The organism is Bradyrhizobium sp. WSM4874 (assembly GCF_055811835.1).
Genome location: NZ_JBVVPR010000006.1, coordinates 134,178 through 157,162, shown reverse-complemented (window position 1 = coordinate 157,162; position 22,985 = coordinate 134,178). Strand labels below are relative to the sequence as shown.

Below are 22,985 nucleotides of genomic sequence, written 5' to 3'. Positions count from 1 at the left end.
CGCAATCCGGGACAGTGTCCCCGCATTCCGCTGCGCTCCATGCGGGCTACGAGGTCACACCGCCTCTAACTGATCCGCCGCGCGCTTCTTCTTTGGCTTTGACTGGCTGAGCAGGGGGCCCGCGGTCAGCGCCGCCGTATCGGCCACGCCCGGATCGCGCGACACCATCGCCGCGACGATCGCGCCGTCGATCAACAGGCCGAGCTGATGTGCGAGCACGACGGGCTCGTTCGATCCGAGCTCGCCGGCGAGCTTCTCGATGTGGCCGAGCACGATCTTCTTGTGCTTCATCGCAATGTTGCGGAACTGCTTGGCGTCCTTATCGTGCTCGCCGACCGCATTGATGAAGGGGCAGCCGTAGAAGCGCTCTTCCGCGAACCAGCACTTCAGGGCCGGGAAGATGCGCGTGAGCTTGGCTTGCGCGTCGCCGCCGCCTTCTTCCATGGCGCCGATGAACCATTCGCGCCACTGCTTGCCTTCGCTTTCCAGGACCGCGTTGACGAGATTGGTCTTGGAGCCGAACAATTTATAGAGCGTGGTCTTCGCGGTGCCGGCTTCCGCGATGATCGCGTCGATGCCGGTGGCGTTGATGCCGTTCTTGCAGAACAGATGCGTCGCGGCGTTGAGCAGGCGCCCGCGCGCAGACTCGTCGTCGCTGGTGCCGTGCGGCGACTGAGACTTCTGCTTAGACGTCTTGTTCAGTGAGGGCTTGTTGAGTGAGGGCTTGGCCATGGGCTGCAACTTAATCGCAGCCGCGCCGCATCAGCAAGCCGCATCTGTTCCGCGCTGAAAAGATTCGCAGGGGAAAGCCCGTCTGCATCGCCTTTGAGCAAACGATCCCTGATCAATCCGCAGGCAGCTCCCGCTAAGCGGCTCCAATGCTTCGCCTTTTGATTTTGGCCGGCTCTGGCACGCTCCATGCAAGGAAACAGACCGTTCGGTATCCTACCGATTTCCACTTCTGCCAGGGAGAAGATGATGACTGCCGTCGTTCAAAAGACAGTGCTGACGGGTTGCCTCGCGCCCATCGACAAGAATGGCCTCGAGCAACTGATCGCCAACGGCAAGGCCAATCCGAAGGTCATCAAGACCTTGAAGTGCAAGACGGTCGCGGAAGGAAAATTCCGCCACGCCAACTACATCCGCAGTCTGCCGCCCTACATCGTCGACGAGCCGCCGGGCCTTTTGGGCGACGACACTGCGCCGAATCCGTCCGAAGCCTCGCTCGCCGCGCTGGGCTCCTGCCTCGCCGTCGGCCTGCACGCCAACGCCGTGCATCGCGGCTGGATCGTCAACAAGCTCGAGCTCGAGCTCGAGGGCGATCTTAACATCACTGCGGTGTGGGGCACCGGCGACATCTCGGACAAGCCGGTCGGCTTCACCGACGTGCGCGTCAAGGTCGACATGGAATGTGAGGGGATCTCGCCGGATGAGATCAATGCGCTGGTCGCCCATGTGAAGCAATGGTCGCCGGTCGCCAACACCTTCACCCGCCCGGTCAATCTCGAGGTCGGCATCTAGTAGACGGCAACAGGACAAGGTGCGGGAGACGATCATGGGTTCACTGGCTTTATCACGGGCCGAAGTTTTGGATCAGCCCGCACCGTCCATTGCAGGAGAGGTGGCGCGGATTGCGCGGGAGCAGCTCGCGCCGCTCGCCGCCGGCATCGATGCCGGCACCGTCTATCCCGCCGAGGTGCTGCGCCAATTCGGCGAGGTCGGCGCTTGGGGCAGTCACGTGCCGCACGAGGGGCCCGCGGACTTGCGCTGTGCGATCCAGGCCATGTCGGCGATCGGCGAGGTCTGCGGCAGCACCGCCTTCATGGCGTGGTGCCAGAACACACTGGTCTGGTACGCCGCCAACTCCACCAACATGACGCTGGCAAAGCGCTTCGGCGATGCGTTCTCGACCGGCCGCGTGCTCGGCGGCACCGGGCTTTCCAATCCGATGAAGAGCTTTTTCGGCATCGAAAAGCTCAAGCTGAAGGGGCGCAAGGTCGACGGCGGCTACATCGTGCGCGGCGCGCTGCCCTGGGTCTCCAATCTCGGCCCGGGCCATTATTTCGGCACCATCTTCGAGCGCGAGGACGAGCCGGGCATCGCAAGCGGCGATCCTGGCACTGTCATGTTCCTCGCGGACTGCTCCGATCCCGCGATCACGCTGACGCCGTGCAAGCCGTTTCTCGCGATGGACGGCACCGGTACCTACGGCGTGCAGTTCCGTGACGCCTTCGTGCCGGATGAGCTGATCCTGGCTGATCCGGCCGGCCCCTTCGTGAAGAAGATCCGCGCCGGCTTCATCCTGCTGCAGGCTGGCATGGCGCTGGGGCTCATCAAGGACTGCATCAACATCATGGATGAGGTCGACAACCCGCTCGGTCACATCAACCGCTATTTGCCGCAGCAGCCGGTGCATTTCCGCGATCTGGCCGCCGAACTCGAGGCCGAGACCATGATGCTGGCGCGCGATCCCTACAATGAAGAGGAGACCTACTGGCGCAAGGTGATTGCGCTCAGGCTTCGCGCCGGCGAGGCCAGCGTCGCGGCGGCGCATGCGGCGATGCTGCATTGTGGCGCGCGCGGCTACCTCAAGTCCCACCGCGCGCAGCGCCGCCTGCGCGAGGCCTATTTCGTCGCGATCGTCACCCCTGCCACCAAGCAGCTGCGCAAGATGCTCGCCGATTCCTGAGTTTTACGAGCCCACCCACCATCTAACCTCAACGGAGAGGCTGCCCATGACGGACGTTCTGATCTCTGCCAGCGAACTTGCCGATCTCTTGAAGACCGAGCCCTGTGTCGTGATCGACACGCGCAACCCCGACGCCTATGGCGCCGGGCACCTTCCCAACGCCGTGAACGTGCATGAGATCTTCACGTTTCTTGCGACCTCGACGCCGGAGGGCATGGCCGAGCTGAAGACGAAGTTCGCTGATGCGTTCGGCGCTGCCGGTCTCTCCGGCAAGGAGACGGCCGTGATCTACGAGCAGTCGATGAACTCGGGCTTCGGCCAGTCATGCCGCGGCTATTACCTGCTCACCATGCTCGGCTATCCCAAGATCAAGGTGCTGCATGGCGGCTTCGATGCCTGGGCGGCCGCGGGTCTTCCGGTGACAAAGGATGTGCCGGCGCCGGCGAAGGCGTCGTTCTCGATCGTACCTGAAGCGGGCGAGATCCTGATCGACGCCAAGACCATGCTGGGGGCGGTCGGCAAGCCGGGCGTCGCCATTCTCGACGTGCGCGATGTCGACGAGTGGATCGGCGACAGCTCGTCGCCCTACGGGAAGGATTTCTGCCCGCGCAAGGGCCGCATCCCCGGCGCGGTGTGGCTGGAGTGGTATCGCATGATGAAGCCGACCGCCGAGGGCCCGCGCTTCAAGTCCAAGGATGAGATCCTGGCGGAATGCGCCACTGTCGGCATCTCGCCGTCCACGCCGGTCTATCTCTACTGCTTCAAGGGGGCGCGCGCCTCGAACACGTTCCTGGCGCTCAAGAACGCCGGCGTGAAGGACGTGCGGATGTATTTCGGCTCCTGGAACGAATGGTCGCGCGATCCGTCGCTGCCGATCGAGCAGGGATTGCCGATCGCATCGGAGGTGACGACCAAGGCGGCGTGATCGCCGCTAACCGCCGGCCCGCGGACGGGGCGCGATTCCCAGCGCCTTGATCCGCGAGGCCAGCGTGGTCGGCTTGATATCCAGCATCTCGGCCGCGCCACCGGGGCCGAACACTTTTCCGGCGCAGCCTTCGAGCGCGGCCAGGATGTTGGCGCGCTCGTGGTCGCGCATTTCGGATGACGTCATCACAGCGGGCCGTGCGTCAGCCTTCTGCCGCGCGGCGCCGGCTGGGGCCTGCGTGCCGGAGGAGTCGGGCAGATCGATCCGCAAACGGCCGTTCTGCGACAGGATCGCGGCGCGCTCGATTACGTTCTGTAGTTCGCGGACATTGCCCGGCCAGTCATAGCGTGTCAGCCGACGCGCATCGCCTTCCGACAGGCGCAGATTCGATTTCAGCGCCTTGCTCTCGCGGGTGAGAAAATGCTGGGCGAGCAGCGCAATGTCCTCGCGCCGTTCGCGCAGGGGCACCGTCTCGATCGGAAACACGTTGAGGCGGAAATAGAGGTCCTCGCGAAAACGCCCGCGCTGCACCTCCTGCTTGAGGTCGCGGTTGGTCGCGGCGATGACGCGGACGTCGACCGCGCGGGTGCGCTCCTGGCCGACGCGCTCGAAATTGCCCTCCTGCAATACGCGCAGCAGCTTGCCTTGCAACTCGAGCGGGATCTCGCCGACCTCGTCGAGGAACAGCGTGCCGCCATCGGCAAGTTCGAACCGGCCGATGCGGTCGCGCGTCGCGCCGGTGAAGGCGCCGCGGACATGGCCGAAGAATTCGCTCTCGAACAATTCCCGCGGGATCGCGGCGCAATTGACGCGGATCAGTGGCCGGTCGCTGCGGGTAGAGTCCTCGTGGATGGCGCGTGCGATCAGCTCCTTGCCGGTGCCGGACTCGCCGGTGATCATCACCGCCGCGCTGGTCGGCGCCACCAGCTTGACTTGGCGCAGCGTCGTCTGGATCGCCTCGCTGCCACCGATGATGCCGCGCGGATTGGTCTCGATGCGGATTTCTTCCTGGAGGTAGGCGTTTTCGAGCTCGAGACGTTCGCGCAGGCGATCGACCTCGGCGAGCGCGGCGTGCAGCTTCTCGTCGGCCTCGCGGCGCTGGCTGACGTCGCGAAACACCACGACGGCACCGACCACCACGCCGCGGTCGCGGATCGGCGTGGAGGTGTATTCGACCCAGGCCGGCGAGCCGTCCTTGCGCCAGAACACCTCGCCGTCGACCTGGTGCACGGCGCCGTCGCGGAACGCCGCGTAGATCGGGCAATCATGGTTGTGATAGTGCCGCCCGTCATGGTGGGTGTGGTGCATGATGGGATGGATTTCCTTGCCGACCAGCTCCTCGGCCATCCAGCCCAGCATCCGCTCGGCGGCGGGGTTCACGAAGGTGGTCTTGCCTTCCGCGTTGACGCCGTAAATGCCTTCGCCGGCGGCGCGCAGGATCAGCTGGTTCTCGCGCTCGATGTCCTGGAACACGCGCTCGACCCGCTGCCAGGTCGAGATGCCGCTGCGCATGTGGTCTTCAGCGGCGGCATCGACATTGCGGCGGCGGCGCGCGTCGAGATCGGTGAGGGTGAGCTGGACCAGCGTGCGCCCGTCATGAGGCAGGACGCAGCCGGCATATTCGAGCCGGAGATTTTGCCCGGTGGCATGGCGCGGGTTGAGCGCTGTGGTCCAGTAGGCGCCCTTGTGCAGCACGGCCTGGGTGAACACGGTCAGTGCCGGAAGCTCGCCGTCATGCAGCGTGCTCGCCCTGGTCTGGCGCAGCAGCGCGCGGTCGTAGCCGAGCAGGGCGCAGGCGGCGGGATTGGCATCGACGATCTGGTCGCCGAAGGGGTCGATCAGCAGCGTCGCTTCGACTGAGGATTCGAAAGCCGCAACGCGCGGATCGATGGTCGGGGCCACATCGTCGTGGTCGAGTATTGGCGTCGTTGCCATTACGAAATCTCGTTATTCAACTACGGAATCTCGTTTATCACGAATTTTCGTAATGACCAAGTGCGAGCGAAAGTGCTGCGTCATCAAGGCACTGGCCGGCCTGAAGGTGGTGGCATGCTCCTTGCGTAATTCTCCTCGCAAATGACGCGCAGGAGGTCCGATGTCCACTTTCGACAATCCGTTTGATCCCGATCGCAACCTGCGAGCCGGCTGTGCCTGTGGTCAGCATCAATCCGCAGCGGAGCATGAGCAAGCAACCGCGTTGCGCTGCGCTCCCGTCGAGAGCGAAGAGAGGCGCTACGAGGGCGTCGTCGCCTCTGCCGTGATGCGCGCGATGTTTCCTCAGGACGCGGCGCGGCGCGCATTCCTGAAGTCGGTCGGGGCCTCCACCGCGCTGGCGGCGCTGTCGCAGTTTTTCCCGCTTCAGACCGCCACCGAAGTCTTTGCGCAAGCCGGCGCGCCGGAAAAGAAGGACCTCAAGGTTGGCTTCATCCCGATCACCTGCGCGACGCCGATCATCATGGCGGCGCCGCTGGGCTTCTATGCCAAGCACGGCCTCAACGTCGACGTGGTCAAGACCGCCGGCTGGGCCGTGATCCGCGACAAGACCATCAACAAGGAATACGACGCCGCGCACATGCTGGCGCCGATGCCGCTCGCGATCTCGCTGGGCTTAGGTGCCAACGCCATTCCGTTTGCTGTACCTGCGATCGAGAACATCAACGGGCAGGGCATCGTGCTGGCGAGCAAGCACAAGGACAAGCGCGACCCGAAGGACTGGAAGGGCATGAAGTTCGCCATCCCCTTCGACTATTCCATGCACAATTATCTGCTGCGCTACTATCTCGCCGAACACGGCATCGACCCCGACACCGACGTGCAGCTGCGTTCGGTACCGCCGCCGGAAATGGTGGCAAACCTGCGCGCCGACAACATCGACGGCTTTCTCGCGCCCGACAACATCTGCCAGCGCGCGATCTATGACGGCGTCGGCTTCATGCATCTTTTGTCCAAGGAAATCTGGGACGGGCATCCCTGCTGCAGCTTCGCCGCCAGCCGCGAGTTCATCACGACGGCACCGAACAGCTTTGCGGCGCTGACGCGTGCGATCGTCGATGCCACCGCCTATGCGTCGAAGGCGGAGAATCGCAAGCAGATCGCCGAGGCAATCGCGCCGGCGAACTACATCAACGCGCCGGTGACGGTGCTGGAACAGGTCCTGACCGGCACCTATGCCGACGGCCTCGGCGGCGTGAAGACGGATGAAAAGCGCGTCGATTTCGACCCGTTCCCCTGGCAGTCCTTTGCGGTGTGGATGCTGACGCAGATGAAGCGCTGGGGCCAGATCAAGGGCGACGTCGACTACAAGGCGGTCGCCGAGCAGGTCTATCTCGCCACCGACACAAGAAAGCTCATGACAGAGATGGGCCTGGCGCCGCCAGCCGGCAGCTACAAATCATTTGCGGTGATGGGCAAGACTTTCGATCCGGCCAAGCCGGAGGATTATCTGGCGGGCTTCAAGATCAGGAAGGCGTCGTGAGGGGCCGCGATGTGCCTCCGCTGTCGTCCCGGCGAAGGCCGGGACCCATAACCCCCGGGCGGAGTTTGGCGAATATACGTTGTTCGGTACTACGACCTTTCGACTCCGCTAGATTCCGCGGTATGGGTCCCGGCCTTCGCCGGGACGACTCGTGGAGAGGTCTTGCTGCATGACCGCCTCCCTTCGTCTCCGCGCCGGCCTGGTCTCAATCGTGCTGCTCGTCGCGTTCCTCGGGGTCTGGCATCTCGCCGTGCGCTCGACGGCACCGGTGGCCACGATGAGCCCGGAATACGCCAAGCTGATGGGCCTGACTGCGACGCAGGGCAAATCCGCCATGCCCGGGCCGTTCGATGTCGGCGCAAAACTCTGGGAGCATTTGAAGAGGCCGTTCTACGACAACGGGCCGAACGACAAGGGGCTCGGCATCCAGCTCGGTTATTCCATTGCGCGCGTCGGCACCGGCTATCTGCTGGCGGTGCTGGTCGCGATTCCGCTCGGCTTTCTCATCGGCATGTCGCCGCTGCTCAGCAAAGCGCTCGATCCGTTCATCCAGGTGCTGAAGCCGATCTCGCCGCTGGCGTGGATGCCGCTCGCGCTCTACACCATCAAGGATTCCTCGATCTCCGCGATCTTCGTCATCTTCATCTGCTCGATCTGGCCGATGCTGCTCAACACCGTGTTCGGGGTCGCGAGCGTACGCAAGGAATGGATCAACGTCGCGCGAACGCTCGAGGTCGGCACGATCAGGCGCGCCTTCACCGTGATCCTGCCGGCAGCGGCGCCGACGATTTTGACCGGCATGCGCATTTCGATCGGCATCGCCTGGCTCGTGATCGTCGCGGCCGAAATGCTCGTCGGCGGCACCGGCATCGGCTATTTCGTCTGGAACGAGTGGAATAATCTCTCGATCACCAACGTCATCATCGCGATCCTGCTGATCGGGGTCGTCGGCATGCTGCTCGACCAGATTCTCGCGCGTTTCACGCGCATGGTCACGTTTCCGGAGTAGGGCTGTGACCGATAAATTCGTCTCCATCGAAGCCATCGCCAAGCGCTATCCGGGCGCGGGCGGCGTGACGACGACGATCTTCGAGAATCTGTGGCTGTCGATGGCGCGCGGCGAGTTCGCTTGCGTGATCGGCCATTCCGGCTGCGGCAAGACCACGGTGCTCAACATCCTCGCCGGCCTCGATGCGCCGAGCGAGGGCGCGGTGATCGTCGACGGGCAGGCCATTTCAGGGACGAGCCTCGACCGCGCCGTGATCTTCCAGAGCCATGCGTTGCTGCCCTGGCGCACCGTGCTCGGCAACGTTGCCTACGCCGTGAGCTCGAAATGGCGGAGCTGGGATCGCGCCAAGGTGAAGGCGCATGCGCAAACGTTTATCGATCTCGTCGGTCTGACGGGGTCGGAACACAAGCGACCTTCCGAGCTTTCCGGCGGCATGAAGCAGCGCGTCGGCATCGCGCGTGCGCTCTCCATCACGCCAAAGATGATGCTGATGGACGAGCCGTTCTCGGCACTCGACGCGCTGACGCGGGGCACTCTGCAGGACGAGGTGCGGCGCATCTGTCTTGAGACCGGGCAGACCGCGTTCATGATCACCCATGACGTCGACGAGGCGATCTATCTCGCCGACAAGATCTTCCTGATGACCAACGGCCCCGGCGCGGTGCTCGCGGAAGTGGTCGAGAACCCGCTGCCGCGGGACCGAGGCCGCATCGATTTGCACCGCCATCCGCTGTATTACGCGCTGCGCAACCACATCGTTGATTTCCTGGTGATGCGCAGCAAGACTTTCGCCGCCGAGACGCCTGGTCACGATCCGCGCAATGTGCCGGTGGTGCGTATCGGCAAGCCCGGACTGACGATCGCGGCTGACGCCAAGTCGGAGCCGCTCAATGAGACGTCGTGGCCGGGCTTGGCCCGGCCATCCACGTCTTCCTAGTACAGCCAAGAACGTGGATGCCCGGGACAAGGCCCGGGCATGACGACAGCCAAGGAGACCCTGACATGAAACGCGAAGACCTCACCGAGAAGCTGCTCGACATCAAGCGCGAGAAGGGCTGGACCTGGAAATACATCTGCGAGCAGATCGGCGGCTATTCCGAGGTGCTGATAACAGGTGCGATCCTCGGCCAAATGAAATTGACCAAGCCGCAGGCCGCCAACGCCGCTGAACTATTCGGCCTGACGAAGGCCGAAACCACGATGCTGAACGAGACGCCGATGCGCGGCATGCCGATGCCGCCGACCGATCCCTTGATCTATCGCTTCTACGAGCTGGTCATGGTCAACGGTCCGGCCTGGAAGGCGCTGATCGAGGAGGAGTACGGCGACGGCATCATGTCGGCGATCGATTTCGACATGGTGATGGAGCGCCTGCCCAATCCGAAGGGCGACCGCGTCAAGATCACCATGAGCGGCAAATTCCTGCCGTACAAATATTACGGCGCCAGCGGCAATGTGCCGGAATATGGCTTCAAGGAGGGATAGCGATCCCTCCGTCATTCCGGACGCCGCGATAGCGGCGATCCGGAATCTCGAGATTCCGGGTTCGGTCCTGTGGACCGCCCCGGAATGACAGTGTGTGCGGATGCCTCTTTCGCCTTATTTCCCGGCCTTCACCTCGGCCGCCGCCACCGCGATCAGCTCGTTCATCTTGGCGCGAATCGCCTGTTCGGTGATGGCCACGTTCTTGGCGGCGAAATCGGCCATGACCTTGCGCAGGACGTCGGCGTCACCGGCCTCCTCGAAATCGGCCGCGACCACCTCCTTGGCATAGGCCGTGGCGGCATCGCCGGTGATGCCGAGCTTTTCGGCCGCCCACAGACCGAGCAGCCGGTTGCGGCGGGCTTCCGCCTTGAATTTCTGCTCCTCATCGAGGGCGAACTTCTTCTCGAAGCCTTCCTCGCGCTTGTCCAACGTGCTCATGCCTTTTCCAATTCCCTGCTGACTGGACCCGGCTGGCCCTCGTTGCGAGAGCCCCGGTGCATGCCTAGATAGGGGGCACGAATCGGCAAAACAACGAGCCGTTAAGCCGCAGGCAAGGCGGTATAAGTTTGATGCCGGACGGCTGGATCGATTGTGCTGGGGGAGCCAATCGGATAGGTTGCCTCAGGCTGGGTTCCCGTTCTGTTTTCTCGGGTTCCAGGCTGTTCACGGCAGCTCCGCTGTGGGTCGTAGTCTCGTCAACCGGAGCACACCAAATACATGGATTTCAACAAAACACGGTACATCCCCATGAGCCGTCGGCGTCGCATTTATGAAGGCAAGGCAAAGGTTCTTTACGAAGGCCCGGAGCCCGGTACCCTGATCCAGCACTTCAAGGATGACGCCACCGCGTTCAATGCGAAAAAGCATCAGGTGATCGAGGGCAAGGGTGTCCTCAACAACCGGATCTCGGAGTACCTGTTTCAGCACCTCAACGACATCGGGGTGCCGACCCATTTCATCCGCCGCCTCAACATGCGCGAGCAGTTGATTCGCGAAGTCGAGATCGTGCCGCTGGAAGTGGTGGTGCGGAACGTTGCCGCCGGCTCGCTGTCGCAGCGCCTCGGCATCGAGGAGGGCACGCAGCTGCCCCGCTCGATCATCGAGTTCTACTACAAGAACGACCAGCTCAACGACCCCATGGTGTCGGAAGAGCACATCACCGCTTTCGGCTGGGCGACGCCGCAGGAGATCGACGACATCATGGCGCTTGCCATCCGTGTCAACGACTTCCTCACCGGTCTCTTCCTCGGCATCGGCATCCGCCTCGTCGACTTCAAGATGGAGTGCGGCCGGCTGTTCGAGAACGATATGATGCGGATCATCGTCGCAGACGAGATCTCGCCGGATAGCTGCCGTCTGTGGGACATCAAGTCGAATGAGAAGCTCGACAAGGATCGTTTCCGCAGGGATCTCGGTGGGCTGCTCGAGGCCTATACCGAAGTCGCCAAGCGTCTCGGCATTCTCATGGAGAACGAGCGTCCGGCGGGCTCCGGCCCGGTGCTGGTGAAGAGCTAAGAGGGATCTGACGTGAAGGCACGTGTTACCGTTACGTTGAAAACGGGCATCCTCGATCCGCAGGGCAAGGCGATCGAGGGTGCGTTGAAGTCGCTCGGCGTCGACGGCGTCGCCAGCGTTCGCCAGGGCAAGGTGTTCGACATCGAGCTCGCGGGCGCAGACAAGGCGAAGGCGGAGGCGGCGTTGAAGGACGCCGCCGACAAGCTTTTGGCGAACACCGTGATCGAGAATTATCGGGTCGAGCTGATCGGGTGACCGGGATGGCTCACAGCCATCCGACCCGACGAAAGCGCCAGTACAGCGCGCCGCACGCCGTCAGCATCACGCCGAGCAGCGTGTAATAGCCGTATTCCCAGTCCAGCTCCGGCATGTGCTTGAAGTTCATGCCGTAGATGCCGGCAAGCGCGGTTGGGATCGCGATGATCGCGAGCCAGGAGGCAAGCTTCTTGGAGACCGCCGTCTCCTGGGCCTGGCCGACCAGCAGGCTCGCTTCAAAGGCGAAGGCCAGCACCTCGCGCATCGAATCGATCCGTTCCTGGATATTCCTGACGTGGTCGGTGACGTCGCGGAACAGCGGCTGCATCGTCGCGCGCACCATCGCCAGCTCGTCATGCTCGAGCCGGCGGCAGACCTCGACCAGAGGGCCGATCGCGGTTCGGAGCCGCAAGAGGTCGCGGCGCAGCATATAGAGCCGTTCGATCTGCGCCTTGCTGATCGCCTTGGAGAGCACGTCATCCTCAATGCTCTCGACTTCTTCGTGAATGCTCTCGAGCACGGGCGAGTAGTTGTCGACGATAAAATCGAGGATGGCGTAGAGAATGTAGTCCTCGCCGCGCGCGAGCGCTCGCGGGCAGCTTTCGCAGCGTTCGCGCACCGGCGTGTAGGACGTCGACGCGCCGTGGCGCACCGAGACCAGATAGCCTTCGCCGACGAAGATGTGCGTCTCGCCGAAGGCGATCCGGCCCTCGATCAGTTGCGCGGTCCGCGCTACGATGAACAGGGCCTCGCCATATTGCTCGATCTTCGGTCGCTGATGGGCGTGGTTGGCGTCCTCGATGGCGAGCTCGTGCAGGTCGAACTGCTTCTGCACCGCGCTGAGCAGCGCCATGTCGGGCTCGTGCAGCCCGATCCAGACCACGTGGCCGGGCTTCGCCCGCCAGCTCGAGGCTTCGCTGATGGCGATATTGGCGACGCGCCGGCCGTCGACATAGGCACCGGCGGCGATGACGCCCTCGGTGGACACCGGCTCGGAGGGGAATGTGGGCAGCGACGGGACATTCATGGCTTTAATCCCGGGCGAATCGATCGGCCAATGGCGGGCTATGGCCTGTGCACAACGCTCGCTGCCGAGGCTAGCACTGGTAAAATCCCCGTCAAATGGATATGTCTGCTGGCGATTTGGCAGCCGTGCCAGCCCCATTCCAATCCTCGTTCGGAACCTCTGCCATGAAAGCCGCCATCCTCGTCTTTCCCGGAATCAACCGTGAGCGCGACATGGCGCGCGCCTTGAGGCTGATCTCGGGCAGCGAGCCCGCGATGGTCTGGCATGCCGAGACGTCGCTGCCTGACGGCACCGACCTCGTGGTGGTGCCCGGTGGGTTCTCCTATGGCGATTATCTGCGCTGCGGCGCGATTGCGGCGCGGGCACCGGTGATGGATGCGGTGCGCGACTATGCGGCCAAGGGCGGCCTTGTGCTCGGCGTCTGCAACGGCTTTCAGATCCTCTGCGAGTCCGGCCTCTTGCCCGGCGTCCTGATGCGCAATGCGCGGCTGAAATTCATCTGCCACGACGTGCATCTCCGCGTCGAGCGCTCCGACACGCCGTTCACGCGCGGCTACAATGCAGGGCAGGTGATCCGCGTGCCCATCGCGCATGGCGAGGGCAATTATGCGGCGGACGCGGAGACCATCAAGCGGCTCGAAGGTGACGGTCGCGTGCTTTACCGCTATTGCTCGGCCGACGGCGCGATCGACGATATCAGCAACATCAATGGCGCCGCGCAATCCATCGCCGGCATCGTCAACGACAAGGGCAACGTGCTCGGCATGATGCCGCATCCGGAAAACCACGTCGAAGACATCATGGGCTGCACCGACGGCCGCGGCCTGTTCGCCGGCCTCACCGCGCATCTGGAAAAGGCCGCGTGATTAGGTCCGTGCTGAAGCGGCTGTCGGCCGCTGTCGCCGTCGTTGTGTTCGCGACGGCCGCGTTCGCGCAGGACTTCCCCAAGCGTCCGGTCACCATGATCGTGCCGTTCGCGGCCGGCGGCACGTCCGACGTGATCGCGCGCACGGTTGCCGAGCAGATGGGCATCGCGCTCGGCCAGACCATCGTGATCGAGAACGTCGCCGGCGCCGGCGGCTCGACCGCACTGGCGCGCGCCTCGCGTGCCGAGCCTGACGGCTACACCATTGCAATCGGCAATGCAGGCACCAACGCCGCGACCTATACGATCTATCCAAAACTGCCGTTCACGCCGGACTCCTTCGTGCCGATCGCCATGGTGGCGAAGACGTTCGGCATCATCGCCGTGCGCAAGGATTTTCCGGCAAAGGACCTGAAAGAGTTCATCGCCTACGCCAAGGCCAACCCGGGCAAGATCAATCTCGGCCATGCCGGCGTCGGCTCTTCGAATTACCTGATCTGCAAGAGCTTCATCACGGCCGCCGGCATCGACGCGACGCTGGTCGGCTATCGCGGCGCCGCGCCCGCGCTCACCGATGCGATCGGCGGCCAGATCGACGGCGTCTGCGATGCGGCAGCCTCGGTCTCGCAGTCGATCAACGAGAAGCTGGCGCGCGGGCTCGTGGTCGGCTCGACCGTCCGGCTCGCCACAGTGCCCGACCTGCCGACGTCAGCCGAAGCCGGCCTGCCCGAATTCGAAGCGCAGGGCTGGAACGGCCTGTTCGCGCCCAAGGGCACGCCTCCGGCAATCATCGCCAAGCTGAATGCAGCTGCACGCACGGCGGTGGAAACCGACGCGGTGAAGAAGCGCTTTGCCGACCTCTCGACCGTGGCCCCCGATGCCAACGAGCACACGCCCGAGGTGCTCCAGAAGCTCGTGACGCGCGACGTCGAGAAGTACCGCAAGATGCTGGCGGACGACGCCAAGCCATAGCTAGCGCCTCTTCAGCCGCTCCGCCGGCACCGTCATCGCGGCGACGCCCGCCATGACCAGCACCAGTCCCAGCGCCAGGTTCGAGGGCACGCTCTCGCCGAGCAGCAGCACGGAGAGGCCCACGCCGATCGGAATGCGCAGATAGCCCTGCGCATTCGTCGTCAGCGTGCCGAGCCGTCCCAGGCACATGTAGAACAGCATGAGCCCCAGGGCGCTGGAGACGATGCCCATGACGATGGTGGCTGTGATCGCGGTCGGCGTCGGGTGCAGCGTCCAGGGCTGGTCGATGATCAGCGAGGGCGGCAGCAGCACGAGGCCGCCGAATAGGAGTGAGCCGGCCGCCACCACCATCGGGTCGTATTCGGACAGCCGCAGGCCGAAGATCGTGGCGCAGGCGAACGAGATGGTGGCGAGCAGGATGGCGATCTCGGCCACGATCTCGCTGCCGAAGCCGCGCAGCGCATCCAGGCCCACGATGACGATGGTGCCGGCAAGGCCGAGGAGCGCGCCCGCGAACTTCAGCAGCGTTGCCGGCTCGTGACGCGTGATCAGCGAGGTGATCAGAAAGGCGAAGATCGGCGTGGTCGAAGCCAACACCACCGTGTTCGACGCCGGCACATATTGCTGCGACCAGGTGATGATCAGGAACGGAAAGGTCGAGTTGATCAATTGCTGGGTTGCGAACAGCTTCCAAGCCTTCCCGTCGGTCGGGATCCTGACGCCGCGCATCCACAGGATCGCGAACAGGAACGCGGCCGCGATCAGCGACCGCGCTGAGATGAAGGTGATGGGCGGGATCGTGTCCAGCGCGAGCTTGGCCAGCGGATAGGTTGAGCTCCAGCAGCAGGCGAGCGCGACGAGCAGCGCATAGTCGCGCCAGTTGCGCGCGCCGGCGGCGGGCATGGATGGCAATTGCGAGGCCGTGGCGCGAGCCGTCGGCGGTGTGCTCTGCGGCACCTTGATGTTGCTCCCCGGCGCGACAGCGCTGGACACAAGTCTGGGCGAGGGGGCACCAAAAGGGAAGGCGGCGAGCTATGCGTTTGGCTGCAGTGCCGGCTTCCGCTTCACCCGCTTGATCGTGCCGGAGAATGTGAACAGGGGCCGCCCGCCTGACGTCAGCTTGCCGCGCAGGAAGATCAGCGAGCCCCCGGCGCGGGAGACTTCGCCGACGCATTCGATCAGCTCGCCTTCGCGCGCCGCATCGAGGAAGTCGCAGGCGAAATTGGTGGTCACGGCCGGCCCATCCAGTTCGTGGGTGGCGATCGCGAACAGGCAATAGTCGGAAAATGCCATGAAGCAGCCGCCATGGACGTTTCCGGAGCCGTTGAGGTGCTTCTTCTCGACCCGGAACGCCGAGCGGACGCTGCCGTCGTCCTCGATCTTGTGCCAGAACGGGCCGATATGGCTCTCAAAACTGTCGCGAATCCAGGTCCGCCAGCCCTGGAATTCCCCGTCGGTGGCGACGTGGAGGTCGGGGCGGCGAGGCGGGGGCGCTTTGGTCAATTCATGCAAGGAAATGGGCCTTCAATTGCGGGTCTTTTGCCCTTAAATCCGATCTGTCCGCGCTGTGCAATTCCTGTTCCCGCAGCCCCCGGCCGCAAAACGTGGACAGCGGGAAAATGCGCCATAAAGGGCTTTTCCAACCCGTCCGATGTTCCTAAGAACGGCCAACCGCCGTCGAAAGCCTCAAATCCATGAAGAACGAACCCAAGATCACCCCCGAGCTGATTGCCGCCCACGGGCTCAAGCCCGACGAGTATGAGCGCATCCTGAAGCTGATCGGGCGGGAGCCGACCTTCACCGAGCTCGGCATCTTCTCGGCGATGTGGAACGAGCACTGCTCATACAAGTCCTCGCGCCTCCATCTGAAGGGCTTGCCGACCAAGGCGCCCTGGGTGATCCAGGGCCCGGGCGAGAATGCCGGCGTGATCGACATCGGTGACGGCCAGGCCGTGGTCTTCAAGATGGAGAGCCATAACCACCCGAGCTACATCGAGCCGTACCAGGGCGCCACCACCGGCGTCGGCGGCATCTTGCGCGACGTCTTCACCATGGGCGCGCGGCCGATCGCCTGCCTCAACGCGCTGAGCTTCGGCGCACCGGAGCATGCCAGGACGCGGCACCTCGTTTCGGGTGTCGTCGCCGGCGTCGGCGGCTATGGCAATTCCTTCGGCGTGCCGACGGTCGGCGGCCAGGTCCGCTTCCACACCCGCTATGACGGCAACATCCTCGTCAACGCGATGGCGGTCGGCCTCGCCGATACCGACAAGATATTCTATGCGGCCGCCTCCGGCGTGAACATGCCGATCGTCTATCTCGGCTCCAAGACCGGGCGCGACGGCATCCACGGCGCCTCGATGGCCTCGGCCGAGTTCGACGACAAATCCGAAGAGAAGCGTCCGACCGTCCAGGTCGGCGATCCCTTTGCCGAAAAGCTGCTGCTGGAGGCCTGTCTCGAGATCATGGAGAAGGGCTGCGTCATCGCGATCCAGGACATGGGCGCGGCGGGGCTGACCTGTTCGGCGGTCGAGATGGGCGCCAAGGGCGACCTCGGCGTCGATCTCGATCTCGATGCGGTGCCGACGCGCGAGATCGGCATGAGCGCTTACGAGATGATGCTCTCTGAGAGCCAGGAGCGCATGCTCATGGTGCTCAAGCCCGAGAAGGAGAAAGAGGCCGAGGCGATCTTCAAGAAGTGGGGCCTGGATTTCGCCGTGGTCGGCTACACCACGCCGAGCAAGCGCTTTGTGGTCAAGCATGGCGGTGACGTCATGGCCGATTTGCCGATCAAGGAGCTCGGCGACGAGGCGCCGCTCTATGACCGTCCGCATGTCCCCTCCGCCGCCTTGGCGGTCGTGCATGCGCGCGAGGTGCCGGCTCCGATGGGTCTCGGTGACGCGCTCGAAAAGCTGATCGGCACGCCCGACATGTGCAGCAAGCGCTGGGTCTGGGAGCAGTACGACCACGTCATTCTCGGCAACACCATGCAGCGTCCCGGCGGCGATGCCGCCGTGGTGCGCGTGCAGGACGGTCCGAAGGGCCTGGCGCTGACCGTCGACGTGACGCCGCGCTATTGCGAGGCCGATCCCTATCAGGGCGGCATGCAGGCCGTGGCGGAAGCCTGGCGCAACATCACCGCGGTCGGCGGCAAGCCGCTTGCGATCACCGACAATCTCAATTTCGGCAATCCAGAGCGGCCCGAGATCATGGGCCAGTTCGTCGGCTGCCTGAAGGGCATCTCGGAAGCCTGCCGCACGCTGGACTTCCCGGTCGTGTCCGGCAACGTCTCGCTCTACAACGAGACCAACGGCCGCGCGATCCTGCCGACGCCCTCGATCGGCGGCGTCGGCCTGCTCGACGATTTCACCAAGTCAGCCTCGCTCGCCTTCAAGGCTGAGGGCGAGGCGATCCTCCTGATCGGCGAGACTCACGGCTGGCTCGGTCAGTCCGTTTATCTGCGCGACATCTGCGGTCGCGAGGAGGGTGCGCCCCCGCCGGTCGACCTCGCGGCGGAGAAGCGAAACGGCGACTGCGTGCGCGGCATGATCCATGCGGGCACCGCGACCGCCGTGCACGATCTCTCCGACGGCGGCCTGCTGATCGCGCTTGCCGAGATGGCGATGGCGAGCGGCATCGGCGCAAAACTGCTCGCGGCGCCGACCGCGCTGGTGCCGCAGGCCTATTGGTTCGGCGAGGACCAGGCGCGCTATCTCGTCACTGTGCCTGAGACCGAGGCCGGCCGCGTGCTCGCCAAGATGCGCGGCTGCGAGGTGCCCTGCGTGCGGATCGGCACCACCGGCGGCGACGCCGTCGCGATCGCGGGCGAAGCGCCGGTAATGATCGAGGCGCTGCGGACCTCGTTCGAGCGCTGGCTGCCGGAATATATGGGCGGCAAGGCGGCGTAGGGCGCGTCCGCAGACTCCGTCATTGCGAGCGCAGCGAAGCAATCCAGAGTCTCACGGCCGAAGCAGTCTGGATTGCTTGGTCGCAAGAGCTCCTCGCAATGACAATGGAAAGAGCTCGGCCTCACAACACGTGCGAGGCCCCCGGAATTTTCCGCAGGGCCGCCGTCAGTCCCCAGCTCAGGATCACCGTGAGCACGAAGCCGATCGTGGCCTTGACGATCGCCGGCCAGCTGTAATCGAACAGCGCGTACTGGATCCACAACGCGATCGGGTAGTGCACCAGGAAGATGCCGTAGGCATCCGCCTGCATGCGGTCGAGCAGGTTCGGGCCCGGCGACTTCTGGTGCAGGAAGAAGGCGAGGATCGCGAGCAGGATCCCGGCCGAAAACAGCACGAACAACGTGCCGTAGATCGCCTGGTACCAGTGCGGCTGTGGGTCGGGATTACCGAGGATCTCGCGCTTGATGTAGATCATGCCCCACATCAGGCAGTAGGGGATCAGCGTGGCGAGCACCCACAGCCAGCGCTGTTTCGGCAACTGGCCGCCGGCGCTGAGGATACCGCGATCGAAATTCGCAGCTCCAACACTGACGCCGATGAAGAAATAGGCGAAGTAGAGCAGGACGCGGCTCGCCTGCACCGAAAACGGCCCGAACTCGAACCATTTGCTGCCGCCGAAATAGAGCAGCGCCGGCACGTAGGCGATTGTCGCGACGATCACGAGCAGCAGCCAGAATACGGCCGGCTGGTCGAATCCGCGCAGCGACACGCGGTTGCCGGGATCGACCAGATGCGCGGAGACCCGGTAGAGCAGGCTCGCGGTCAGATCGAACGCCAGCAGCACCCACACGAACCAGATCGGGCCGCTGGGCCACGGGCCGACCGTGATCGTCTTCCACCAGAACGCCGTGAAGCCCAGGCCCGGATCGTGCCGCAGCGCGATTGCGTAATAGGCGAGCGGGATGACCGTGAACGCCGCGATCGCGAACGGCAGCCCGAGCCGTAACAGGCGGTCACGGAGAAAGACCGACGGCGCCTTGCGCGCGATGCCCGGCCAGGTGAACAGTCCTGACAGGAAGAAGAACATGGCCATGAAGAAGCTGTCGGTGGCCAGCACGACGATGTCGAAACCGGCCCAGAAGGCCGGATCGGTGTGACCGAAATAGGTGTAGGGAATGACGGCGTGGTGCAGCAGCACCACCAGCGTGAGGAAGGTGCGGGCACGATCGAGCGACAGATTGCGCGCCTTGGCCCTCGGCGCCGCGTGCACCTCTGCCCCGATCGTCGCTGAATGTGACATCGTCATCGTGGCCGCCCCGGTCGCGCTTCTATCCCGGCCGGACTTTGCCGCCGGGAACCGGATTCAGCAAGGGTCGTTTGACACGTCTGCAGGTCCCGACACCCCTAGGAACCAGTTCCCTGCGACGAAGTTAGCGTTCGCCAAAACGGCTTGAGGGCCGTGGCAAGGCGGTACAATTTCGGAGCTGGCGATGACGATCCTGAAATGGGCGCTGATCTTCTTACTGGTCTCGATCGTGGCCGGCGTGCTCGGCTTCACCGGCATCTCGGCCGCCTCCGCCGACATCGCCCGCTTCCTGTTCTACGTGTTCGTCGTGATTTTCCTGGTGCTGCTGATCCTGGGGCTCACGATCTTCAGGGCGTAGCGGGGCTCGCGTCAGCCATCGCTGCCGTCATGGCCGGGCTCGTCCCGGCCATCCAGGCCATCCGCGCATGACCAAGAACGTGGATGCCCGGGCCTTCGCCTCGCCGAAGCGGCTTCGGCCGCGCAGGCGGGACAAGCCCGGGCATGACGAACTCTCAGCGGCTACCCCACTTCCTCGATCTTCACCTTATCCGGATAGAAGGCGAGATGACCGGAAATCTCGGTCATGGCGGGGAAGGGCGCCTCATAGGTCCAGATCGCGTTGTCCAGCGTCTGGCCGTCGGCCTTGACGCTGTAATAGCTGGCATCGCCCTTGTAAGGGCAATGGGTGACCCGGTCGGTGCGCTCCAGCAGCGCCATGTTGGCGTCCTGTCGCGGCACATATTGTACCGCCGGATATTTCGCCTCTTTCAGCGTCAGCGCCTTGGTGGTCTCGGCGATCACGATATCGCCGGCCGTGACGCGGACGCGTCGGGGATTTGGGGTGATGGTGATGGGGTGGTCGGGCCCTGGAAGCTTCATGATTTCATGCCTTTTCGATCAGTCTGCCGCGCGCGGCACTTTGTCGTGGCTTTATCGCAATGGGATCACGGATATAGTGCCTCAAGGCGTGACGTAGAAGGCCGTTCACGCTAAGTTTGGCCCCGCCGGCAAGATTGGCTTTGCGGATCCGGACCCCGGCAGCGATTCGACGACAAGGCTGATTGCAGCCGAGACAGGAGCACGACCCGAATGCCAATGGACGCCCACGATATCGAGGCGATGATCAAGGCGGCGATCCCCGATGCCGAGGTGACCATCCGTGACCTCGCCGGGGACGGCGATCACTATGCCGCGACCGTGATCTCGGAATCCTTCCGCGGCAAGTCCCGCGTCCAGCAGCACCAGATCGTCTATCAGTCCCTGCGCGGCCAGATGGGCGGCGTGCTGCATGCGCTGGCGCTACAAACCGGTGTCCCGGGCGCTTAATCTGATCGTGACGAGGGGATGACGATGGCTGCGGACAATCCGCGCGGCGCGATGTTTCGCGTCATCCTGCCGAACCAGCACAGCCGCGTCACCAATGCCGAGCTGTTCTTCGACCTGGTTTTCGTTTTCGCGATCACGCAGGTCTCGCACACGCTGCTGCACCATTTCACGCCGCTCGGTGCGGTGCACGTCGCGGTGCTGTTTCTCGCGGTATGGTGGGTGTGGGTCTACACCGCCTGGGTCACCAACTGGCTCGATCCCGAGCTGACGCCGGTCCGGATCCTCATCTTCCTGATGATGCTGGGCGGCCTCGTGCTGTCGACGACGATCCCGACCGCTTTCGAGGGGCGGGGCCTGTGGTTTGCGATCGCCTACGCAACGATGCAGGTCGGGCGCACCGCCTTCTGGATGTTTGCAACGCCGCGGCATCGAATGGCGGTCCGGCACAATGCGATCCGCATCCTGACGTGGCTCTCGGTCTCCGCGATCTTCTGGATCCTCGGCGGCCTCGCCCATGACGAGGCGCGGCTATGGTTCTGGATCGGGGCGTTGTCGATCGAATACGTCTCGCCGGCGGTGCGCTTCTGGGTCCCGAAGCTGGGCTTCTCGTCGGTCGAGGCCTGGGCCGTCGAGGGCGGCCACATGGCCGAGCGCTGCTCGCTCTTCGTCATCATCGCGCTTGGCGAGGCCGTCGTCGTCAACGGCGCGACCTTTGCCGAGCTGGATTGGACCGCGGACAACATTTCGGCCTTCGTCTCCGCGCTGGTCGGCAGCATCGCGATGTGGTGGGTCTATTTCCACAAGGGCGCCGAGGCCGGCGCCGAGCGCATCTCGAAATCCGCTGAATCCGGCCGGTTGGCGCGGCTCGCCTATACCTATCTGCACATGCCGATCGTCGCCGGCATCATCCTGACCGCGGTCTCCGACGAGCTGGTGCTGAAGCATCCGGTCGGGCATTCCGATATCAGGACCATCGTCAGCACGATCGGCGGTCCCTTGCTGTTCCTGGTCGGCACCATCCTGTTCAAGCACGCGATCCGCGGCTTCCTCCAGCTCTCGCACGGGATTGGCATCATCCTGCTTCTGGTGCTGTCGTGGTTCGCCGCGGAGCTCTCGCCGCTATGGCTGTCGGTCGCCGCGACAGTGATCATGATCGTTGTCGCGGTATGGGAGTCGGTCTCACTGGGATCGACGCCGCAAGAGGCCGAAGAGCATTGAGCCGGCGCCAATTGGCCCGGAGCCTTTACTCCGCCGCCTCCAGCGCGTGCACCGAGAACATCTTCGCCGCATCCGTCCAGCTCTCGCGCACTCGCCAGCCCGCGCCTTGCGCCAGCGCGGCAAAACGCTCGAGGCTGTATTTGTAGCTGTTCTCGGTGTGGATGCTCTCCCCCGCGCGGAACGAGAAGCTGGTGCCGAGCAGGCGCACGGTCTGGCTCTTTTTGCTGATCAGGTGCATCTCGATGCGGTGCCGCTCGCGATTGTAGATCGCGCGGTGGGTGAAGGCGGAGAGGTCGAAATTGCCGCCGAGCTCGCGGTTGATCCGCACCAGCACATTGAGGTTGAAACGTGCGGTGACGCCGGCGGCATCATTATAGGCGTCGTGGAGCAGGCGCTCCTCCTTCTCGAGGTCGGCGCCGATGATCATCTGCGCGCCGCGGCCCAGGATGGCGCGCGCGCTCTTCAGGAAGGCCTGCGCTTCATGCGGCTCGAAATTGCCGATGGTCGAGCCCGGGAAGAACCCGACCTTGGGCATGGTCGCCACTGCCTTGGGCAGCTCGAAGGGCGTGGTGAAGTCGGCCGCCACCGGGTAGATGCCGAGTGACGGAAAATCCCGCTTCAGGCCGTTCGCCTGCGCCGTCAGGAAGTCGCCGGAGATATCGACGGGCACATAGGCCGCGAACTTGCAGTGGTTGAGCAGCAGCCGGACCTTTGTGGTCGCGCCCGCGCCGAATTCGACGAGGGCCGCGTGCTCCGGAATGATCTTTGCGATCTCGCTGCCGCGCTCCTTCAGGATCGCAAGCTCCGTGCGTGTCGGATAATATTCCGGCAGCCGTGTGATCGCTTCGAACAATTCCGATCCGGCCGCATCGTAGAAATATTTCGGCGACAGCTTTTTCGGCTGCTGCGAGAGGTCCCCGATGGCCTCCCGGGCAAAGGCGGTGGTCTGCTCGTCGGGAAGATGGGCTTCGGCCAAGGCGCTGGCGTGCACATTCATGATACTCTCCTGAACG

Annotated in this window: 24 protein-coding genes; 15 read left to right on the top strand and 9 right to left on the bottom strand. The window is 64.1% G+C overall.

All coding sequences use genetic code 11. From position 1 onward, the window contains the following. Window positions 1-54: 54 nt before the first annotated feature. Window positions 55-732 carry a TetR/AcrR family transcriptional regulator gene (locus AC0L3P_RS08830; RefSeq protein WP_473301622.1) on the bottom strand — a complete coding sequence of 226 codons (678 nt, stop codon included), beginning with the start codon at window positions 730-732 and terminating at the stop codon, window positions 55-57. 246 nt (window positions 733-978) lie between these two features. Here AC0L3P_RS08830 and AC0L3P_RS08825 point away from each other — a divergent pair, with 246 nt between their 5' ends. Genes AC0L3P_RS08825 through AC0L3P_RS08815 form a run of 3 tightly spaced genes read left to right on the top strand, consistent with a single transcriptional unit; the run spans window position 979 to window position 3,614 of the window. Beyond that, on the top strand, window positions 979-1,521 hold the full coding sequence (locus AC0L3P_RS08825; RefSeq protein ID WP_354058233.1) for an OsmC family protein: 543 nt from the start codon (window positions 979-981) through the stop codon (window positions 1,519-1,521). Window positions 1,522-1,555: 34 nt separating this feature from the next. Beyond that, window positions 1,556-2,689 carry an acyl-CoA dehydrogenase family protein gene (locus AC0L3P_RS08820; RefSeq protein WP_473301621.1) on the top strand — a complete coding sequence of 378 codons (1,134 nt, stop codon included), beginning with the start codon at window positions 1,556-1,558 and terminating at the stop codon, window positions 2,687-2,689. Window positions 2,690-2,735: 46 nt separating this feature from the next. Next, a complete protein-coding gene (locus AC0L3P_RS08815; RefSeq protein WP_354058237.1) occupies window positions 2,736-3,614 on the top strand; it encodes a sulfurtransferase in 879 nt (292 codons plus the stop codon). 6 nt (window positions 3,615-3,620) lie between these two features. Here AC0L3P_RS08815 and AC0L3P_RS08810 read toward each other — a convergent pair whose 3' ends face one another. Further along, window positions 3,621-5,549 (bottom strand): sigma-54 interaction domain-containing protein, encoded by a 1,929-nt coding sequence (locus tag AC0L3P_RS08810; RefSeq protein WP_473301620.1) that lies wholly within the window; start codon window positions 5,547-5,549, stop codon window positions 3,621-3,623. A gap of 160 nt (window positions 5,550-5,709) precedes the next feature. On the opposite strand from AC0L3P_RS08810, the gene AC0L3P_RS08805 reads away from it, so the two are divergent. The 4 genes from AC0L3P_RS08805 (at window position 5,710) to cynS (ending at window position 9,583) form a co-directional block, all read left to right on the top strand. Continuing rightward, window positions 5,710-7,089 (top strand): CmpA/NrtA family ABC transporter substrate-binding protein, encoded by a 1,380-nt coding sequence (locus tag AC0L3P_RS08805; protein ID WP_473301619.1) that lies wholly within the window; start codon window positions 5,710-5,712, stop codon window positions 7,087-7,089. 169 nt (window positions 7,090-7,258) lie between these two features. Further along, on the top strand, window positions 7,259-8,098 hold the full coding sequence (ntrB, locus tag AC0L3P_RS08800) for a nitrate ABC transporter permease (protein WP_354208489.1): 840 nt from the start codon (window positions 7,259-7,261) through the stop codon (window positions 8,096-8,098). A gap of 4 nt (window positions 8,099-8,102) precedes the next feature. Continuing rightward, the gene (locus AC0L3P_RS08795; RefSeq protein ID WP_473301618.1) at window positions 8,103-9,035 is read left to right on the top strand and encodes an ABC transporter ATP-binding protein; all 933 of its coding nucleotides are present in this window, start codon (window positions 8,103-8,105) and stop codon (window positions 9,033-9,035) included. Window positions 9,036-9,100: 65 nt separating this feature from the next. Then, window positions 9,101-9,583 (top strand): cyanase, encoded by a 483-nt coding sequence (cynS, locus tag AC0L3P_RS08790; protein WP_007612142.1) that lies wholly within the window; start codon window positions 9,101-9,103, stop codon window positions 9,581-9,583. 114 nt (window positions 9,584-9,697) lie between these two features. On the opposite strand, the gene AC0L3P_RS08785 is transcribed toward cynS, so the two are convergent. Further along, a complete protein-coding gene (locus AC0L3P_RS08785) occupies window positions 9,698-10,021 on the bottom strand; it encodes a DUF1476 domain-containing protein (protein ID WP_007602260.1) in 324 nt (107 codons plus the stop codon). 309 nt (window positions 10,022-10,330) lie between these two features. Here AC0L3P_RS08785 and purC point away from each other — a divergent pair, with 309 nt between their 5' ends. Next, window positions 10,331-11,098 carry a phosphoribosylaminoimidazolesuccinocarboxamide synthase gene (purC, locus tag AC0L3P_RS08780; protein WP_171944915.1) on the top strand — a complete coding sequence of 256 codons (768 nt, stop codon included), beginning with the start codon at window positions 10,331-10,333 and terminating at the stop codon, window positions 11,096-11,098. Between the two features lie 12 nt (window positions 11,099-11,110). After that, window positions 11,111-11,353 (top strand): phosphoribosylformylglycinamidine synthase subunit PurS, encoded by a 243-nt coding sequence (purS, locus tag AC0L3P_RS08775; RefSeq protein ID WP_007602264.1) that lies wholly within the window; start codon window positions 11,111-11,113, stop codon window positions 11,351-11,353. Window positions 11,354-11,363: 10 nt separating this feature from the next. Here the strand turns inward: purS and AC0L3P_RS08770 are convergent, their stop codons facing one another. Further along, a complete protein-coding gene (locus AC0L3P_RS08770; RefSeq protein ID WP_354208491.1) occupies window positions 11,364-12,380 on the bottom strand; it encodes a magnesium and cobalt transport protein CorA in 1,017 nt (338 codons plus the stop codon). A 164-nt stretch (window positions 12,381-12,544) separates the two neighbouring features. Between AC0L3P_RS08770 and purQ the strand changes: the two genes are divergently transcribed. Together purQ and AC0L3P_RS08760 are read left to right on the top strand one after the other, a co-directional pair. Continuing rightward, entirely contained in the window at window positions 12,545-13,246 is a 702-nt protein-coding gene (purQ, locus tag AC0L3P_RS08765; RefSeq protein ID WP_247362452.1) for a phosphoribosylformylglycinamidine synthase subunit PurQ, read from the top strand. Next, on the top strand, window positions 13,243-14,217 hold the full coding sequence (locus AC0L3P_RS08760; RefSeq protein WP_473301617.1) for a tripartite tricarboxylate transporter substrate binding protein BugD: 975 nt from the start codon (window positions 13,243-13,245) through the stop codon (window positions 14,215-14,217). The genes purQ and AC0L3P_RS08760 overlap by 4 nt, the downstream gene beginning before the upstream one ends. Here the strand turns inward: AC0L3P_RS08760 and AC0L3P_RS08755 are convergent, their stop codons facing one another. Both AC0L3P_RS08755 and AC0L3P_RS08750 read right to left on the bottom strand, forming a co-directional pair. Continuing rightward, window positions 14,218-15,174: a DMT family transporter gene (locus tag AC0L3P_RS08755; RefSeq protein WP_473301616.1), complete on the bottom strand. Its 957-nt coding sequence runs from the start codon at window positions 15,172-15,174 to the stop codon at window positions 14,218-14,220. A gap of 75 nt (window positions 15,175-15,249) precedes the next feature. After that, a complete protein-coding gene (locus tag AC0L3P_RS08750; protein ID WP_275170072.1) occupies window positions 15,250-15,729 on the bottom strand; it encodes a PaaI family thioesterase in 480 nt (159 codons plus the stop codon). Window positions 15,730-15,911: 182 nt separating this feature from the next. On the opposite strand from AC0L3P_RS08750, the gene purL reads away from it, so the two are divergent. Next, entirely contained in the window at window positions 15,912-18,122 is a 2,211-nt protein-coding gene (purL, locus tag AC0L3P_RS08745) for a phosphoribosylformylglycinamidine synthase subunit PurL (protein WP_473301615.1), read from the top strand. 121 nt (window positions 18,123-18,243) lie between these two features. Here purL and AC0L3P_RS08740 read toward each other — a convergent pair whose 3' ends face one another. Beyond that, on the bottom strand, window positions 18,244-19,422 hold the full coding sequence (locus AC0L3P_RS08740) for an acyltransferase family protein (protein WP_473301671.1): 1,179 nt from the start codon (window positions 19,420-19,422) through the stop codon (window positions 18,244-18,246). Window positions 19,423-19,612: 190 nt separating this feature from the next. Here AC0L3P_RS08740 and AC0L3P_RS08735 point away from each other — a divergent pair, with 190 nt between their 5' ends. Further along, entirely contained in the window at window positions 19,613-19,786 is a 174-nt protein-coding gene (locus AC0L3P_RS08735) for a DUF1328 domain-containing protein (protein WP_007612121.1), read from the top strand. 161 nt (window positions 19,787-19,947) lie between these two features. Here the strand turns inward: AC0L3P_RS08735 and AC0L3P_RS08730 are convergent, their stop codons facing one another. Beyond that, the gene (locus tag AC0L3P_RS08730; protein WP_275170074.1) at window positions 19,948-20,307 is read right to left on the bottom strand and encodes a DUF427 domain-containing protein; all 360 of its coding nucleotides are present in this window, start codon (window positions 20,305-20,307) and stop codon (window positions 19,948-19,950) included. Between the two features lie 210 nt (window positions 20,308-20,517). Here AC0L3P_RS08730 and AC0L3P_RS08725 point away from each other — a divergent pair, with 210 nt between their 5' ends. Further along, window positions 20,518-20,754 (top strand): BolA family protein, encoded by a 237-nt coding sequence (locus tag AC0L3P_RS08725; RefSeq protein WP_018316584.1) that lies wholly within the window; start codon window positions 20,518-20,520, stop codon window positions 20,752-20,754. Between the two features lie 24 nt (window positions 20,755-20,778). Further along, window positions 20,779-21,972 carry a low temperature requirement protein A gene (locus AC0L3P_RS08720; protein WP_473301614.1) on the top strand — a complete coding sequence of 398 codons (1,194 nt, stop codon included), beginning with the start codon at window positions 20,779-20,781 and terminating at the stop codon, window positions 21,970-21,972. A gap of 25 nt (window positions 21,973-21,997) precedes the next feature. On the opposite strand, the gene egtD is transcribed toward AC0L3P_RS08720, so the two are convergent. Next, window positions 21,998-22,969, bottom strand: coding sequence for an L-histidine N(alpha)-methyltransferase (gene egtD, locus AC0L3P_RS08715; protein ID WP_275170075.1), 972 nt, complete (start codon window positions 22,967-22,969; stop codon window positions 21,998-22,000). Window positions 22,970-22,985 lie beyond the last annotated feature (16 nt).